An 18,419-nucleotide genomic window follows, 5' to 3' on the forward strand; every position below is an offset into this window, starting at 1 on the left:
GTAGTTGAAGCTGCGCAATGCCAGCTGATACTCGCGGTATGCCTCGCGACTGCCTTCCCGGCTCCGAAGAATCGGGAAAAGGTAGGGGCTGTGGGAATTGCGGTCCTTGTGCTTTTTCAGCAGCAGCATGGCTTCGGGAGTGAGCGTCACCGACAGGGAGCGACCGGTCTTGCGGCGGCGGTAGGTGATGACATTACCCCGCAAATCGCTTTTGCGCAGATAGGCCAAATCGACAAACGGCAAGCCGCGAAGCAGGAACATGAGCGCGAAAAGCTCTTGCGCGCGCTTCAACGGCGGGGGTACGGAACTTTCCCGGGGAAGGCTGCCGAGCACTTTGCGCATCTCGTCGCCGTCGAGGGCCTTGCGGCGGTCGGCGCGGGTGCCGGTGTAGACCGAACGGAACAGGCGGGGCACGTGCTCAGCCTTGCCACGGTCCACCGCACGGTTGTAGACGGCACGCAACGTGCGCAGATAGGTGGATACGGTGTTCCAACTGCAACCGCGGGCACGAAGATAAACTTCGAAACCTTTAAGCCATTCCGGAGTGATATCCACAAAACGTAGCAAATCATCTCCATGAAAACCAAGAACAGCATTCAGGCTGCTGCGATAAACATGGGCTGTACCCAGATTGCCGGAATCTTGAAGCTCACCGACCACATCTCTCATGAAAAAAATAAAGTTGCTCATAAACTATAAAATTCACTTATATAACCTTTAATGAGGTAACAAAATTACTTAAACATCAATTATCAATTGAAATATTTAAATTAATTTACAACACTACTTACCTATCTCTTTATTAACTTTGTGTCTTTAAATAAAAACAATCTTATTCCTTATGACTAATGAAACAAGAAAAAACAGTCGCGCCGGAAACTGGTGGGCGCTGAGTCCGTTGCTCGTATTTCTTTGCTTGTATCTGGCAACTTCGCTTATCATCAACGACTTTTACAAAGTTCCCATCACTGTGGCCTTCCTGATTTCGTCGTGTTATGCCATCGTCATCACACGGGGATTGAAGCCGGAGCAGCGAATCTATCAGTTCTCGGTGGGAGCTTCGAACAAGAATATCATGCTGATGATCTGGATTTTCATCCTTGCCGGGGCTTTCGCGCAGAGCGCCAAGCAGATGGGAGCTATCGACGCCACAGTGAATCTGACATTGCACTTTCTCCCGGACAATCTGTTGCTGGCGGGCATATTTATCGCCGCATGCTTCATCTCCCTGTCTATCGGAACCAGCGTGGGAACAATAGTCGCCCTGACGCCCGTTGCCGCAGGACTGGCGGAAAAGACCGGCATCGATCTTGCGTTTATGGTAGCGATTGTCGTCGGCGGCTCGTTTTTCGGCGACAACCTGTCGTTCATATCCGACACTACGATTGCTTCGACGAAAACGCAGGAGTGCGTGATGCGCGACAAGTTTCGCGTAAACTCCATGATTGTAGTCCCGGCGGCTCTTATCGTACTGGCGATATATGTCTTTCAGGGGCTGTCTGTCACCGCTCCGGCGCATACGCAAACGATAGAATGGGTCAAAGTGATTCCGTATATCACCGTTCTGGGCACGGCAATCGCAGGGGTAAACGTGATGATCGTACTTCTCGTGGGAGCCATCATGAGCGGCATCATCGGCATATCCACCGGCAGCCTCGACCTTTTCGGATGGTTCGGCGCGATGGGAGAAGGCATCACCGGGATGGGCGAGCTCATCATCATCACCCTGCTGGCGGGAGGAATGCTCGAAACCATCCGCTACAACGGGGGGATAGACTTTATCATCGAACGGCTGACACGACGTGTAAGCGGGAAGCGGGGAGCCGAGTTGAGCATTGCCGCGCTGGTCGGTATCGCCAACCTGTGCACCGCCAACAACACCATCGCCATTATCACAACCGGCCCGATAGCGAAAGACATTGCCCGCAGGTTCCATCTCGACAGAAGAAAAACGGCCAGCATACTCGATACGTTCTCGTGTCTGATACAGGGCATCATCCCCTACGGAGCGCAGATGTTGATTGCCGCCGGACTGGCAAACATCTCTCCGCTGCACATCATCGGCAACCTTTACTACCCGTTCACAATGGGGATTTTTGCGCTGGGGGCCATTCTGCTGCGATATCCGAGAAAATATTCCTGAAAGAAAAATGACGCGGAAACGCTTGCCGTTCAAAAGAAAAAGCGTATCTTTGCAGCCGCTATTACGAGATAGTAGCATATAATTCAAATCATTAATAAAAAAACATTTATTTAAAATGGCAACTAAAATCAGATTGCAGAGACACGGACGTAAAGGTTACGCGTTTTATTCAATTGTAATTGCAGACAGCAGAGCACCACGTGATGGTAAATTTATTGAGAAGATCGGTACATACAACCCGAATACCGATCCTGCTACGGTAGATTTGAATTTCGACTCTGCACTGGGATGGGTACTGAAAGGCGCACAGCCGACAGACACGGTACGCAACATCCTTTCCCGCGAAGGTGTATACATGAAGAAGCACTTGTTGGGCGGTGTAGCTAAAGGCGCATTCGGAGAAGCAGAAGCAGAAGCTAAGTTCGAGGCTTGGAAAAACAACAAGCAATCGGGTCTGGCCGCGCTGAAAGCAAAGCAGGAAGAAGCCAAGAAAGCAGAGGCTAAAGCACGTTTGGAAGCAGAAAAGAAAGTGAACGAAGCAAAAGCGAAAGCTCTTGCCGAAAAGAAAGCCGCTGAAGAAGCAGAGAAAGCCGCTGCCGAAGCACCTGCTGAAGAAGCAGCAGAGGCACCCGCAGAAGAAGCGCCTGCAACAGAAGCTGCCGCCGAATAAATTCCGGCAAGCTGCTGACAAGGGCTTTGAAAAAAGCATAAATCCTCTCCGGCCAAGCCGAAGGGGATTTTTTATTTATGCCGGGTGTGGAAGCATTATCAGTCGACAGGAATGGTAAAAGGCCGTTTCAAACGTTCTTTTCAAGCTGTTCACCGGTTGCCTTTGAGTCCGTCTTCCGTCTGACCTGCCCCATTTTATCGGTCACATCGCCCAACATCGTTCTTTACCAAACAGAAAGAGTGCTCCGGGAGCAACCTTCAACAGGACATAAGTGGAGGATGAAGAAAATGCCGACTTCCCGTTTATGAAAAGTATCCTCTCCGCCGGAGGTTCTGCCCCATGCTATAAACAGAGGCTCCATTCGCTCCCGACAGAAGTTCTGTTTCAATCCGACAGAGGTTTTGTTTCGCCCGAACAGAGCTTCTGTTCAAACCGGACGAAGCCTCCGTCTCATTCGAAAGAGGTTGCCGTTCATTCCCCGACAGAAATTCCGTTTTACTCGAAAAAGCTTCGGCTCAAATCAAACAAAGTCTTCGCCTCATTCGAACGGGATTACCACCATTCCCCGACAGAAATCCCGTTTTACTCGAAAAAGCTTCGGCTCAAATCAAACAAAGTCTTCGCCTCATTCGAACGGGATTGCCACCATTCCCCGACAGAAATCCCGTTCACCCCGACAATAGTTCTGCCCGTACCCTCCCCGCCTCTTTCCCGACCCGCGCCGCACCCGGAACAACAGGCGAACAAAAGGTTCTCTCCCAATAATCCGCCAAAGTGCTTGGAGCAGAGACGGAGTTTATTTATCTTTGCCGCAACCGGAATTTATTCATACACATCATTTTAAAATCGCCCAAAATCATGACACTGACAGAAATTCGCAAACGGCTGGAAGCATTGGCAGACGAAGAGTACCGGAAATTTCAAGCGGGGCTGCTACCGGGCACAGCAAACATTGTGGGCGTACGCATTCCGCATTTGAGGAAACTGGCTCGGGAGTTAGCCGGACAGACAGGCTGGAGAATGTTTGCAGACCGCCCCGACACGATATACTACGAAGAAACGATGCTGCAAGGACTCGTGATAGGAAAAGCGAAAATGGACTTCAACGAACGGAAAGAGTATATCCGCCGATTCGTCCCCCGTATCGACAACTGGGCGGTATGCGACACCTTTTGCTCGGAGCTGAAGCGCACGGTGAAGCAAGAACCGCAAGCGATGTGGCAATTCATACAGCCCTACCTGCGCTCGTCCGAAGAGTTTGAAGTGCGGTTCGGAGTAGTGATGCTGTTTCATTTCACCGACCCGGAACACATCGGCCAACTGCTCTCCTACGCCGGCGAATTCGCGCACGAAGGCTACTACGCCCGCATGGCAATGGCATGGCTGCTGTCCGTCTGCTTCCTCAAGTTCCCCGAAAAGACAATGAAACAGCTTCAAAACAAGAACTTTTTAGACGACTGGACTTACAATAAAACCTTGCAAAAGATCGTCGAATCATTGCGAATACCCGCCGCCACAAAAAAGCAAATACGAAGCATGAAGCGGTAAAAAGCGGAATATGACACGCATCTGGCCAAACAGAATGAGAAATTATACTATATTTGTAACCTACATTTATTCACCAATTAACGAACAAAAGATGAAAAAACTAACTTACTTGGCCATCACGGCTGCCGCTCTGACCATCGCAGCCTGTACCGGCGAAAACAAAAACGGATATGTGATAACCGGTTCCGTAGAAGGCGCCGCCGACGGCGACACCGTGTACTTGCAGGAAGCGAACGGGCGTGAATTGGTCAAAATCGACACCGCCATCATCCGAAACGGCACGTTTACTTTCAAAGGGCAGCAAGATTCCGCCGTGAACCGTTACCTCACTTGTCAGGTCAAAGACCAACCCTTGTTGATGGACTTCTTTCTCGAGAACGGAAAAATCAAAGTCGCATTGGGAAAAGAGAACGACTCCGCCACCGGTACTCCGTCTAACGACGCTTATCAGGAAATCAGAGAAAAGATCGACGGAATCGGCAAAAAGACAAATGAAATATTCAATATGCTGAGCGACACGCTGCTGACCGACGAACAACGGGAAGCCAAACTGAAAGAAGCGGCACAACTGGAAGTGGAATACAGCGCCGCTCTGAAAGAAGCCGTGAAAAAGAATATCGGCAATGCGGTAGGAATACATCTGTTTAAAAGAACTTTCTACGAAAATTCGATCGACGAGAACGACGCTTTGCTGCAACAAATACCCGCCAACTTCCAAAACGACGAGGCAATCGTTAAGATTAAGGAGATGACCGAGAAACAAAAGAGGACAGCCGTAGGCACAAAGTTTATCGACTTCGAAATGAAAACGCCCGAAGGAAAAGCCGTTAAACTGTCGGACTATGCAGGCAAAGGGAAAGTGGTGCTGGTAGATTTCTGGGCAAGCTGGTGCGGCCCTTGCCGTCGCGAAATGCCTAATCTCGTGGAAGCTTATGCCAAATACAAAGGCAAGAAATTCGAAATCGTAGGCGTGTCGCTCGATCAGGACGCAGAAGCATGGAAAGAGTCCATCAAGAGCCTGAAAATGACTTGGCCGCAAATGTCCGACCTGAAACTTTGGCAAAACGAAGGCGCACAGCTCTATGCCGTAAACAGCATCCCGCACACCGTATTGATAGACGGTGAAGGCACTATCATCGCCCGCGGGCTGCACGGCGACGGATTGGCAGAGAAGCTGGCAGAGATAATAAAGTAATAATGAAAGTCTTAAAGCGGCAAGCACGAATATCCGGACGCTAAAAACGGGCGTTGCGAAAGCTGCCGCAAATAAAGAAAAGTCCCTGTAATCACTATTCGACTACAGGGACTTTTCAGTCATATCTTACGCAAAGCGAATCAGACAAACCAACGCACGTAGCAGAAATCCTGACGGTGCGGAAGATCCGGATTCTTAGGATACATACGGAAAGCATATTTAAAGCTTCCGGCATTCGACAGACTGCAAACAGCCTGGAATGTGTATTGAGTTCCTTCTTTCTTGATTACGCTGAATGGATCGACCGAATAAACATGCTGCTTCCCGTCGGGAGTGGTGTATGTGGTCACCATTTCCAACCCGACCGCATCGTCCAGCCCTTTCTCGTCTATCACATAAGTGATGGTATAATCCTTACCGCTTTCAATGTCTCCGTTTTCAAAAGCTTCCACTTTATCGGACGACACAATCTCGATGGAATCCCATTTCGAAACCACTTCTTCTTTCCATGCAGCAATAGCCTTCGCTTTGGCATTGTCATTAGCCGCCAAAGAGCGGAAGCGTTTCGCTTGTTTGTTATAGAACTTGCTGTAGTAATCATCAAGCTGACGCTTCATGGTATAATGAGGAGCAATCTGCGCGATAGAGTTCTTTACCACTTTCACCCAACCTTCAGAATACCCTTTCTTATTGCGCGCGTAGTACAACGGCAGAATCTCCGTCTCAAGAATACTGTAGATAGTAGCCGCATCCAATTGGTCTTGATGCTCCTGATTCTGATAAGTACGCTTATCGGTCAAGGCCCAACCGGCTCCCTCGCGATAGCCTTCCAGCCACCAGCCGTCCAATACGGAGAAGTTTACCACACCGTTCATCAACGCTTTTTCACCGGATGTTCCCGATGCTTCCAACGGACGTGTGGGCGTGTTCAACCATATATCTACTCCCGAAACAAGGCGGCGGGCCAACTGCATGTCGTAGTTTTCGAGGAAAATAATCTTGCCCAGAAACTCCGGACGACGGGAAATTTCAATGATGCGCTTTATCAATCCTTGTCCGGCGCCATCGTTAGGATGCGCCTTGCCGGTAAAGAGGAACTGCACCGGATAGTCGGGATTGTTCACAATCTTGGAAAGGCGGTCGAGATCGGTAAACAGCAAATGAGCGCGCTTATAAGTGGCGAAGCGACGGCCGAAACCTATCAGCAAAGCGTTCGGGTTGATTTTGTCCATCAGCGAAACGATGCGCGAAGGATCACCTTGATTCTTCAACCAAGTATCACGGAACTGCTTGCGGATATAGTCCACCAACTTCTTTTTCATGGTCATGCGCGTGTTCCAGATTTCATCATCGGGTACATCGTAAATGGCTTTCCATATATTGGGGTTCGACTGATCCTGCAAGAAATTCTCATCGAAGTATTTCCCGTAAAGCTTTTTCCATTCCGTTGCGCTCCAGGTAGGGAAGTGCACACCGTTGGTGACGTATCCCACATGGTTTTCTTCGGGGAAGTAACCCTTCCAGATTGAAGAGAACATTTCTTGAGAAACCTTTCCATGCAACCAGCTCACACCGTTCACCTCCTGAGAAGTATTGCAGGCAAAAACCGACATACAGAAACGTTCGCCTTTATCACCCGGATTGTTGCGCCCGAGATCTACCAGATCATCCCAGCTGATGCCCATCTTGGCGGCATATCCGGACATATACTTGCCGAACAAACCTTCATCGAAATAATCGTGTCCTGCAGGAACCGGCGTATGCACCGTATACAAAGAAGAAGCACGAACCAATTCGATGGCCTGCTCAAATGTCAAGCCGGTAGCCACATAATCGCAAATACGCTGTACATTGATTAAAGCGGCATGCCCTTCGTTACAGTGGTAAATATCTTTCTTGATGCCCAGCGCCTTAAGAGTAAGAATACCCCCGATGCCCAGCAAGATTTCTTGCTTCAGGCGGTTTTCCCAATCTCCTCCATACAGTTGATAAGTAATAGAGCGGTCGAACTCGCTGTTCATCTCATTGTCCGTATCGAGCAAATACAAAGAGATACGTCCTACATTCGCGCGCCACACATTGGCATATACATAATAATCCAAATAAGGGACTTCTACTACCAAAGGTTTTCCTTCGCTATCCAACACACGATCGATCGGCAACTGCCCAAAGTTCTGCGCTTCATAGTTGGCTATTTGCTGACCGTCCATAGACAGTGTCTGTGTAAAGTAGCCGTAACGATAAAGGAATCCTACGGCACAAAGATCCACATTGCTATCCGACGCCTCTTTCAAATAGTCGCCTGCCAGTACGCCCAAACCTCCCGAATATATTTTCAGCACTTGGTTCAGTCCATACTCCATACTGAAATACGCTACCGACGGACGCTTATTGTCGGGCTTTACATCCATATAGGTTTTGAACTTCGAATAAATATCATTCATTCTTTTGAGAATAGCTTTGTCTTTTGCCAAAGCTTCCAGTCTCTCATAGTTCATACTCTCTAAGAGTAAAACCGGATTCTGACCGCACGCTTTCCAAAGTTCGGGGTCCAAATCTTTGAAAAGGCTTATGGCATCGAAGTTCCATGCCCACCAAAGGTTGCGAGCAATCTCAGACAAATTCTCCAACTCTTCAGGAATATGCGATTTTACAGTAACCTCTTTCCAATTGGGAGCATTCACATTACTCACTTGAATTTTCATAATGCTTTTGATTAATATATTATTAATAATAGTAACAACCTTATGACAACTGACGCTTCATGGCATTGCGCAAGGCAATATCATAAGCCTCATAATAATATTGTATAAAATGTTTCCACAAAGCCTGTTCCGCCACTTCGGCAGCACGCTTGCGAATCTCTTTCACTTCCTTATCCGTCTTATTCGAAAAGACTGTGACAGTTCCTTTAATACCCTCTGCCACTTGCGAATAATTATAATCTGAACGGTGCAACACTTCTACTCCGTCGTTAATTCCATGTTGGTTTCTCAAGCTGTTGACCCACAAACCGAAACCGGCCAAGTCGGTGGTGATGGTGGGGACACGGAAAGCGACGCTCTCCAAAGGGGTATATCCCCACGGTTCATAGTATGAAGCGTAAACGCTCAAATCCTGCCCTATCAGCAAATCATAATAATCTTTGTTCCAGATACCGTCGTTCCCATTCAGGTAGCAAGGAACAAAAATCACTTTCACCTTATCTTCCGGGCGATTCTTCATACCTAAGCATTTCAGCATCTCCAGCACTTTGTCCTGTTCCATATTATGAAGCCGGTGGGTAATGAAAGGAGTTTCAAGCGGAGTGTCAAACTCTTCTCTACTTTTCAGCCTCATGCGCAAATCTTCACGGGCATCTCCTACCCAACCGGGTACATTGATAAAGGCAAGCACCTGCTTATGCAGGTTTTGGTCACAGTTCAAACGATTCAACGCTTCCAGAAAAACATCTATCCCTTTGTTCTTAAACTCATAGCGGCCGCTGGTGCCAACAATCAAGGTATCGTCGTCGAGTTTGGTCCCCAGTAAATGATTGGCCACGCTAAGCATCAATGCGCGCGCGCGTTTTCGTTTACCCCTGAAAGTAGATCCTTTCGGCACAAAATCGTCTTCAAAGCCATTCATTAAGATAACATCGGCAGGCTTATCAAGCAATTCCTTGCATTCGTTATTGGTAATTTCACTCACTGTGGTAAAGCAGTCTGCATAATGCGCGGTTTGTTTCTCGATAGAATGCTTGGACTGCATATTCAGTTCTTGCGCCATCTGGTCGCCGTTATATGCGAATAAATAGTCGTAAAGAGGCTTATGATTACCGGCAATGGAACGCCCGATGGAAGTGGCATGGGTGGTAAACACAGTCGCTATTTCGGGAACAGCTTCCTGCAAATAGAGGACTCCCATGCCCGTCATCCACTCATGCGCATGGAATATCGTTTTATCTGTATCGGTAAGATTGTAGCGATAGAAACTCTCAACCACTCTTCCGGCAGCGAACGAAAACATGGAAGCTTCATCGTAGTCGCCATAAGCATGGAGCGAATCTACCTGAAAACGATTCCACATCGCAGTATATATCTCATTCTTCTGATCAAAAAAAGGTTGGAAATCGACAAGGATGACAATAGGATGACCCGGAATATTCCACCGCCCGACACGAAGTGAAAGATTGTCTTTTTCCTCCGCGTACTTTTTCCATGCAGCGTACAAATTATCCGACTCGACAAACAAAGGATTCTCTTTCCCCTGCCATAAATCGGGACCTATAAAGAAAACTCTGTCACGAAACTTCTCTTGCAATGTATTGGCCCGAGTCGACAAAACAGTATATATTCCTCCTACTTTATTACACACTTCCCAGCTGGCTTCAAAGATGTAATCGGGAGTTAATAGATCTCTGATCATATTATATTAAAACTCTTTTTAGTATGCATGTGCAAAAATACAAATAATTCTATGTAAAAGAACAAAATATGCAATAAATATAAATAATAATCCCCTTACGGATGCAAAGTCACATCCGTAAGGGGATATCGTTGTATTAAAATAAAATCCTTTTAAAAAGGTATCAGACAAGAGCGCTACCGATCAAGAAAGTCGCTGCCAAAGCTACAATGGCGTAAAGCTCGGGGAATACGGCCAGAATCAAAGTATTACCGAATACGTTGTGCCCCTGACCGATCGCCGCAATACCATTGGCACAAACCTGACCTTGACGGATGGCTGAGAACAATGCGACAATTCCTAATGCAATGCCGGCGCCTAAAACAGCCGAAGCCTGAATGGCAGTAATCGCCGGAGTCAAAATACCAAAAATCGTTTGAAACATAAAGTAACCGGCAAAGCCGTACAATCCTTGTGTGCCGGGAAGAGCTGTCAACACCAAGAAATTACCGAATGCGCCATCATTCTTTTTCAATGCTCCAATTGCCGCATTACCGGCAATGGTTACTCCATAAGCGCTACCGATACCCGACAAACCTACCATAACAGCAATGCCAATATAGGCAATAAACAAATTCATTTCCATAATTCTTTTATTCTTTTTTGATTTAATTATTTATTTATTCTTTCTCTCTATTATTTGTTGTTCAACTTTTAAAAGGCTTATACTCTTTACCTCCGCCTTCATAACCGGAATTCTTGAAAAACTCTACAAAAGTCAGACGCATGGGATGAACCATCGCTCCAAGCACGTTCATAAACATATTAATCGCATGCCCGATGATGAAAATCAATACCATTACAATAGGTCCTGCGATCGCGTTATCCGGACTCATTCCCACTGCCAAGCTATTGAATACGCCTGCCAAGATACCGCCGGAAAGACCGAGAGCAAACAAACGGACATAAGATAAGATATCTCCGAGCAATCCGGTAGCCATATTATACGAATCCCAAAAACCTAATCCGATATTCAGGAAAATATTCTTCCCGGGACTATTATAAAGGAATATCGTAAGAGCGCAAACACCTAAAATGATTAAATGAGGCGTACTCCCTAACGGTAAAACGCTTGGGAATAAAACGGAAAATGCCACAGAGAGTAATAATACAATCCAACCGATTGTAGCAACAGCGTATTTAAAACCAAATTGAATAGTCTGATTCACAGCTTTCAGAATCATACCAAACATAATCTGGATCGCTCCGAGAATCAGAGACAGACGAAACATTTGGTTATTGTCCAGATAAATAGCACCTTTCAACTTCTGTACAAAAGGCCAATTGAGGTCGTATATGTTTGCCCCGAAAAATGTTCCCGTAAGAAGGCCTGTAAAGAATGTCGAAGCAGCAAGTACTTGTACTAACGACAAAATAGACTTCATATACGGACTCAAATTTTTCGCTACGAAACGATAGATTGTAGCTCCGGTAAACAAAAACAGTCCATATCCGGAGTCACCCAAACAAAGTCCGAAAAACACCATAAAGAACGGAGCAAAAAACGGAGTCAAGTCCAACTCGTTGTATTTAGGCAGCATATATAGCTTGCAGATGGGTTCGAACCAGGCAAACAAACCTTTATTGTTCAATAATATAGGCACATTATCTCCCGGTACGGGATCTGCTATTTCATAGTATGCATTCGATTCATTCAGGAATGCTTCAACAGCCCGTTGAGAAGCGATCGGTATCCACCCTTCAATCAATTTCAATTTGTCACCGGCAGTTTGCTCGGTACTTAATACTACTTTCGAAAACTCAATTTGGCTTTGTACCTCTTTCATTGCCGCCTGCAACGAAGGAATTTCAGTCTCAGAAAGCAAAACCAACTGCTTTTGAATTTCAGTTATAGCCTGCTCTGTGGCGTTATACAATGTTTCCAAATGAGCCAATGAATATGCAGGAAGCTTAGACTGTTCAACATCCAAATCAACTTCTTTGCCTTTTTCAGTAACAGTTACAAAGTAGACTTTTGAAGAAATCCGATTGATAACTATAGCATTATATTCGGTTTCCCACTCTTTTTTATAATCCCTTTCCGAGCAACTGTAAAAACGGACAGCATAACCGGCCTGCTCCAAACGACGAACATTTTCAGGTTCAAAGTTTCCCCATGCTTGCAAAGCCGCTTTTTCTTTAGCATATCCCTGCAATTCCATCAGTAATCTTCCATGCTCGGTTTGTAGATTGTCTACCTCATCCAGCACTTGTAAGCCACGAGTTGCGGTACCTCCTTCTGTCATAATTACAGCCTCTTTCTCATGAGGCTGCCTTTGAAGCAGCTTTAAAGTAGCCAGCAAACGATTGGAAAGACGAATGTTGTCCTGCAATTCCGCATTTTCAACGATACCTTCCTGTTTCTCCACAATATGAACAACTCCCAATTCGCGTAAACTATTCAGGAAGCGCTCATACTCTTTGTGATAAACCAGGAACGTAAGTTTTTTCATTTTGGCAATCATACCTCCTCCTCCTCCTTCCTTTTTTCTTGATGAGATTTCATGATTTTTTGTGATGACTTAGATAGATTCTCTTCATCTTCCATAAATCTTTTAATCTTACGCAAAGCATCCTGATAACCCGGTATCTGTACCTTTTCAAAAAGATTCACTTTCTGGGTAGTCTTCTTACGCGCATGTTCAAGTAAGTTCAGCTTAGCAAGCATAAATTCACGTTCTATGGCTGTATGGGCAAGCTCTTTTAGCAAATGAATTCCATCAGAATACCATTTGGGAGCATTGAACATACTATATGGCCGTATCTCAAAATCGATATTTTCGAGTAATGGTACGCGTACACCGGCTATTTTTTTCACACCAAGATGAACATCTTTTACCTTTATCAATGAAGCATCAAACTCATTCCAAAGGGCGAACATGGCTTCATAAGCCTGAATTTGTTGTTCAAGCTTATCCTCCAACGCCTCAGCCTCTTTCTTGCAACGCTTTACTTCCATACGCAATGCACTCTCTTTATTTTTGATAATAGGCAATGTTCGTATGCGTACATTCAGTTGTTTTTCAAGCTGCTGAAGAGAAGTTTTATTATATTGAAATTTTATAGCCATTTCGTTATTCTACTATTTAAAACCATTGACAATCAGACATTGAAATTCGCTCAACTCAACCTGTTACTAAACGCGATCGCGACTCCTCACAATGTTTGATTGCAAAATCTTTATTTAGGCCAATATTGTTCGACTAACTCATGCTTAATATTAACCTCTTCGGGACGAAAATATTCCCCAAACAATCCCCAGGCTACATCCAACATTTCAGTAGTATCGAGATTTACATCAATGGCCAATAACTGATTAGAATAGTCCTTTGCAAAAGCAAGGGTCCGTTCATCATAATTTGTCAAATCAAAACCGTTCTCCATCTTGGTTTTTGCATTGGCAGCATCGGCATAAAGACGTACAGCGGCATTCATCACCTGAGGATGATCTTTACGCGTTTTCTTTCCTGTTACCAGCTGTTTCAGACGAGACAACGAACGGAAAGGGTCTACAATAACCTTCCCGATATCACTATCACGACGTAAAAACAGCTGCCCTTCGGTAATATAACCCGTATTATCAGGCACAGCATGCGTAATATCTCCACCCGACAAAGTCGTCACTGCAATAATTGTGATAGACCCTCCCGAAGGGAATTGAACAGCTTTCTCATAAATTTTGGCCAAATCGGAATAGAGTGATCCCGGCATCGAATCTTTCGAAGGAATTTGGTCCATACGATTCGAAACGATGGCCAAAGCATCGGAATAAGAAGTCATATCGGTCAATAATACCAAAACTTTTTCATTATTGTTCACTGCAAAATATTCTGCAGCCGTAAGGGCCATATCAGGAATCAGCAAACGTTCCACAGGAGGGTCTTCCGTTGTATTCATAAAACTCACGATACGATCCAAAGCTCCGGCATTGGAGAAAACATTCTTAAAGTACAAATAATCGTCATTTGTCATACCCATTCCTCCAAGAATGATTTTATCCGTAGCTGCACGTAGAGCCACGTTTGCCATTACTTGATTGAAAGGCTGGTCGGGATCGGCAAAAAACGGAATTTTCTGTCCGGAAACCAATGTATTATTCAAATCAATTCCTGCAATACCTGTCGCAATCAGTTCCGACGGTTGTTTACGACGAACCGGATTCACTGACGGGCCGCCGATCTCCACTTCTTCTCCTTCGATCTCAGGACCACCGTCAATCGGATCGCCGAAAGCATTAAAAAAGCGACCGGCCAATTGCTCACTAACTTTCAGCGTAGGAGATTTGCCGAGAAATACGACTTCCGCATTTGTCGGAATACCCTCTGTTCCTTCAAATACCTGAAGAGTAATATCATCACCTGCAATCTTAACTACCTGTGCCAGTTTCCCATTCACTGTAGCAAGCTCATCATACCCTACGCCACTAGCTTTCAAAGAGCAGGTAGCTTTGGTAATCTGAGTTATCTTGGTATATATTTTTTGAAAAGCTTTTGTTGCCATCTCTATTATTTCATTTAGCTATTTACACATTACTGCTTCACACTTCTTTCAGCAATCAATTCTTTCAATTCTTTTTGGAACCCATTATATTTATCGGATTGAAATACAGAATAGTTCATTTGCTTACAAATATTAATCATACTCTTAAAGTAATCCATTACTGTATTGAAGTTTTCAAATTCAAAATCCGTATGACAAATCTCTATTACCATATTCAAAATAGCTTCCTGACGCTCCATAGGAGTTACCGCATCAACTTCATCGAAAGCATCCTGCTGCAGAATAACAAAATCAATTAATTCTGACTTCCAAAATGTTACATGATAATCTACAGGAACACCATCATCGCCCAAAATATTAATCTGTTCGGCAATTTCCTTTCCACGTTGCAATCGTGTTTTAAGTTCATTGACCTTACCGATCCATTCGTCATTAATGTGTTCTTTAATATAAGCGGCAAATTCAGGATATTCTATATATTTTGAATATGAATCGATGGGATTAACTGCCGGATAACGTTTCCTATCAGCCCGATCCTGCTCCAAAGCATAAAAACAGCGAGCTACTTTTTTTGTATTCTCTGTCACCGGCTCTTTTAAGTTACCGCCGGCAGGAGACACTGTACCGATAAAAGTAATGGAACCGCTTTCGCCATTATTGAGTTTTACATAACCGGCCCGACCATAAAAGTTAGATATTATCGCAGAAATATCCATCGGAAAAGCATCCGGTCCCGGTAACTCCTCCATACGATTGGACATTTCACGCAAAGCCTGAGCCCAACGAGAAGTAGAATCAGCCATTAATAATACTCTTAACCCCATTGAGCGGTAATATTCCGCCAATGTCATAGCAGTATACACAGATGCTTCACGCGCTGCAACCGGCATATTAGAGGTATTTGCGATAATGATGGTACGCTCCATCAATTTTCTTCCGGTATGCGGATCTACCAATTCAGGAAATTCTGTAAATATTTCTACCACCTCATTAGCACGTTCACCACAAGCGGCAATAATAACAATATCTGCCTCAGCTTGTTTGGAGATTGCATGCTGAAGAACTGTTTTTCCTGTACCAAATGGACCGGGAATAAAGCCTGTTCCTCCTTCTACTATAGGATTCAAAGTATCAATAACGCGTACTCCCGTTTCCAGAAGTTTGAATGGGCGAGGTTTTTCTTTGTAGTTGACCATCGCTTTCTTCACCGGCCATTTCTGAATCATATTAACAGCAACTTCATTTCCTTCCTTATCTATCAAAACAGCCATCGTATCTTCTATCCTATAATCACCCTCGGGCATAATAGATTTTACAGTAGCTATCCCCTCCATTGTAAACGGAACCATGATTTTCAATGGTTGAAAATTCTCATCAACCTGCCCCAACCAATCAGAAGCCTGTACCTTATCTCCTACACCAACCAATGGTACGAAATGCCAGATACTTTCTTTATCCAATGGGTAGGTATATTGTCCTCTTCTTAAAAAGACGCCTTCCATCTTGTCAAGATCATTCTGCAGACCATCATAATTCTTCGATAACATGCCCGGGCCCATTGTCACTTCAAGCATATGCCCTGTAAACTCGGCTTCAGCTCCCACTTTCAATCCACGGGTACTTTCAAATACCTGAACATATACATGAGAACCTACAACCTTAATTACCTCTGCCATCAACTTATCACCACCTATAGATATGTAGCAAATTTCATTTTGTGCTACCGGGCCGTCAACGGCAAGAGTCACCATGTTGGCAATAATGCCACTAACAGTTCCTTTTGTTGCCATATATTTTTTTAATTTATTATCTAAATTCTTCGGGAATTTTTACTTCATTCTTTAGCGAATCAATCAAACTACGGAACAATTGATTTCCCTTTTCTTTATCCAACGCAATCCAACGCTCAATCATTTCCAATTTCAGCAAAAAAGCAAAAATACGCTCAATGGTAAAATAGTTAAAAAAAATGGCGTTTTCCAACCAATTCCATCGCAAAAGATCCATTTTTTTTTCCCGTTCCACCAATTCTGTCATCTCACTGATTTTCAACAAGTGCTCAAAATATTCAATCTCACCGGAGAGCCCAAAATCGCGAACATTAGAGGTACGCAAAGCTTCGGAAACATTTGTATTTCCAATAATATTATGAGCAAAATCCCATTTGAATTTGCGTGCAGTAAATGCGATTAGAATATTATTGAGATTTAAATTGAATTCAAACCACGAAGAGACAAATTCATTTTCCGATTTCATGGCATATTCATAATATAAAGTAGCCAAATAATCTTCCTGAAGTACCGTAGGCTCAACAGTAGTATTCAGATAATCGGAAATAAAAACAGACAAATAAGAAGGAAATTCTTTGGAGTTGATTTCGCCTCCCTCTTTTAAAATAGAAATATATTCAAGCAATTCCGGAGCGGAGAAATTCCCTCGAGGATCAACCTCAGCCTCTTTGTCTTTAAGAAGTCTCAACACATTGGCATTGTCAAACTTCAAATAGAACAAATCAATAAGCTTTTGATCCGCCGCAGACAATTCTGGATAAATTTCTTTTTTAAAATCGGCTACTGTATAGTTCAGTTTACTGTCTTCCAATGAAAGATCAGGTAAACCGGCTACCAAGTAATAATATTGACTCATAGTTGCTTCTTTTAAAACAGCATTTCTACTAATTGTGGACGCAAAAAAGCTTTGAAATAATTCATAAATTCTTCTTCTCCAAAATTAACTTTATAAGAACCATTTACAGGAGATACTGTAAACAGAGTTTTAATTTTATTCACCTGCTCAATGGTAACACCTTTATCTAACAAGCCCTTTGCATGAACTGCAAAATATTGTTTTAATGATTCCGCGTCTTTTGTTGAAATAACAATCGGCTCATCCACACTCCACTTAGAAGCCAAAGCTACAATGAATGCATTCAAATAATCTTTATTCTGAGTAAATCCTTTGACAGAATCCTCCACCAATTTGTCTGTCAGCATTGTGGCAATTTCTGATTTGAGAGCATTGACTGCCTGTCCGGCAAATAACTTTAATTCAGATTTAGTATTTTCCGCCATTTCATCAGCAGCCTTACGAGAAGAGGAAATCATTGATTCTGCTTCCTTTTGAGCATTTTCAATAATTTTTTTTGCTTCCTCCTGAGCATTCGCGATAAGTCTCTGCGCTTCTTCATTGCCTTTTTCCACGCCTTCTCGATAAATCTTATCGGTCAACTCTTGAATCTTGTTTTCCATATCCACAGAAATATTTTAATATGATTATTTTATAAATGATCTCTTTTTTCTTAGATTCTCGCCAAATTTACAAAAATCAATTAGATAATAAAGAGAAAGACGAAAAGAAAAAATCTTATAATACTTTAAAAAAGAATTTTTAGCCAAAATTACTGACATCTAATTCTTTTTATTCAGACCGTCCAACTTTAATACGCAATCCTCATAATCTTTCGCTAAATTCAGACCATAGTCTAGACAAAAGAAAGGAGTTATTATAAAAGGAGAACGGTTTAGCATCAATCGCAAAATTTTAGTAGTCCTACACCACAGAAAGGAGCTATTATTAATAGAAACTTCAGACCTGAAGTCCTTTCTTTTCAGATTATCTTGCATTTACGCATAGCCCCACTAATTTTCCGCTGTGATTCCTAATTATCTACCATATCCTAAACAGCATGTATACAGTGACCGGCAGGTGAAGGGTGGGTAAAAACAAGATTCCCCTCTCTTCCTTCTGAGGGGAAAAGAGGGGAATACAAGAAAAAAAAGGCGGCGACCTACTCTCCCACTGTGACGCAGTACCATCGGCGCGGCGAGGCTTAACGGCTCTGTTCGGAATGGGAAGAGGTGGAACCCTCGCGCTATAACCACCTGAAAAAGGTTATGACATGAGAAAAAAGAAAAAAA

General features: G+C 44.0%; 14 protein-coding genes and 1 rRNA gene. 4 read left to right on the forward strand and 11 right to left on the reverse strand.

What is annotated here, in order from left to right; all coding sequences use genetic code 11:
- Nucleotides 1-690, reverse strand: a 690-nt coding sequence (locus C234_RS0114205) for a tyrosine-type recombinase/integrase (RefSeq protein WP_027326296.1), incomplete at its 3' end; no start/stop codon positions are given.
- Between the two features lie 151 nt (nucleotides 691-841).
- Here C234_RS0114205 and C234_RS0114210 point away from each other — a divergent pair.
- The 4 genes from C234_RS0114210 to C234_RS0114225 all read left to right on the forward strand — a co-directional run bounded on the left by C234_RS0114210 (nucleotide 842) and on the right by C234_RS0114225 (nucleotide 5,556).
- Nucleotides 842-2,143: a Na+/H+ antiporter NhaC family protein gene (locus C234_RS0114210; RefSeq protein ID WP_027326297.1), complete on the forward strand. Its 1,302-nt coding sequence runs from the start codon at nucleotides 842-844 to the stop codon at nucleotides 2,141-2,143.
- Nucleotides 2,144-2,258: 115 nt separating this feature from the next.
- The gene (locus tag C234_RS0114215) at nucleotides 2,259-2,813 is read left to right on the forward strand and encodes a 30S ribosomal protein S16 (protein WP_021644760.1); all 555 of its coding nucleotides are present in this window, start codon (nucleotides 2,259-2,261) and stop codon (nucleotides 2,811-2,813) included.
- Nucleotides 2,814-3,671: 858 nt separating this feature from the next.
- The gene (locus C234_RS0114220) at nucleotides 3,672-4,361 is read left to right on the forward strand and encodes a DNA alkylation repair protein (RefSeq protein WP_027326298.1); all 690 of its coding nucleotides are present in this window, start codon (nucleotides 3,672-3,674) and stop codon (nucleotides 4,359-4,361) included.
- A gap of 91 nt (nucleotides 4,362-4,452) precedes the next feature.
- Complete coding sequence (locus tag C234_RS0114225) at nucleotides 4,453-5,556, forward strand: TlpA disulfide reductase family protein (protein WP_027326299.1); 1,104 nt, start codon at nucleotides 4,453-4,455, stop codon at nucleotides 5,554-5,556.
- A gap of 140 nt (nucleotides 5,557-5,696) precedes the next feature.
- Here C234_RS0114225 and C234_RS0114230 read toward each other — a convergent pair whose 3' ends face one another.
- The 10 genes from C234_RS0114230 to rrf form a co-directional block, all read right to left on the reverse strand.
- Nucleotides 5,697-8,261, reverse strand: coding sequence for a glycosyltransferase family 1 protein (locus C234_RS0114230; protein WP_027326300.1), 2,565 nt, complete (start codon nucleotides 8,259-8,261; stop codon nucleotides 5,697-5,699).
- A gap of 40 nt (nucleotides 8,262-8,301) precedes the next feature.
- Entirely contained in the window at nucleotides 8,302-9,963 is a 1,662-nt protein-coding gene (locus C234_RS0114235) for a glycogen/starch synthase (RefSeq protein WP_027326301.1), read from the reverse strand.
- Nucleotides 9,964-10,126: 163 nt separating this feature from the next.
- On the reverse strand, nucleotides 10,127-10,588 hold the full coding sequence (locus C234_RS0114240) for an ATP synthase subunit K (protein WP_027326302.1): 462 nt from the start codon (nucleotides 10,586-10,588) through the stop codon (nucleotides 10,127-10,129).
- Between the two features lie 61 nt (nucleotides 10,589-10,649).
- Nucleotides 10,650-12,467 (reverse strand): V-type ATP synthase subunit I, encoded by a 1,818-nt coding sequence (locus tag C234_RS0114245; protein ID WP_027326303.1) that lies wholly within the window; start codon nucleotides 12,465-12,467, stop codon nucleotides 10,650-10,652.
- A complete protein-coding gene (locus C234_RS0114250; RefSeq protein WP_027326304.1) occupies nucleotides 12,464-13,072 on the reverse strand; it encodes a V-type ATP synthase subunit D in 609 nt (202 codons plus the stop codon). The genes C234_RS0114245 and C234_RS0114250 overlap by 4 nt, the downstream gene beginning before the upstream one ends.
- Before the next feature lie 110 nt (nucleotides 13,073-13,182).
- A complete protein-coding gene (locus C234_RS0114255) occupies nucleotides 13,183-14,502 on the reverse strand; it encodes a V-type ATP synthase subunit B (RefSeq protein WP_027326305.1) in 1,320 nt (439 codons plus the stop codon).
- A gap of 29 nt (nucleotides 14,503-14,531) precedes the next feature.
- Nucleotides 14,532-16,292, reverse strand: a complete 1,761-nt coding sequence (locus tag C234_RS0114260; RefSeq protein WP_027326306.1) for a V-type ATP synthase subunit A — start codon at nucleotides 16,290-16,292, stop codon at nucleotides 14,532-14,534.
- A gap of 16 nt (nucleotides 16,293-16,308) precedes the next feature.
- Complete coding sequence (locus C234_RS0114265) at nucleotides 16,309-17,148, reverse strand: DUF2764 family protein (protein WP_027326307.1); 840 nt, start codon at nucleotides 17,146-17,148, stop codon at nucleotides 16,309-16,311.
- Between the two features lie 11 nt (nucleotides 17,149-17,159).
- Nucleotides 17,160-17,750, reverse strand: a complete 591-nt coding sequence (locus C234_RS0114270; RefSeq protein ID WP_027326308.1) for a V-type ATP synthase subunit E family protein — start codon at nucleotides 17,748-17,750, stop codon at nucleotides 17,160-17,162.
- Nucleotides 17,751-18,276: 526 nt separating this feature from the next.
- A 5S ribosomal RNA gene (gene rrf / locus C234_RS0114280) occupies nucleotides 18,277-18,387 on the reverse strand.
- Nucleotides 18,388-18,419 lie beyond the last annotated feature (32 nt).

The organism is Bacteroides pyogenes DSM 20611 = JCM 6294 (assembly GCF_000428105.1).
Taxonomy (GTDB): domain Bacteria; phylum Bacteroidota; class Bacteroidia; order Bacteroidales; family Bacteroidaceae; genus Bacteroides; species Bacteroides pyogenes.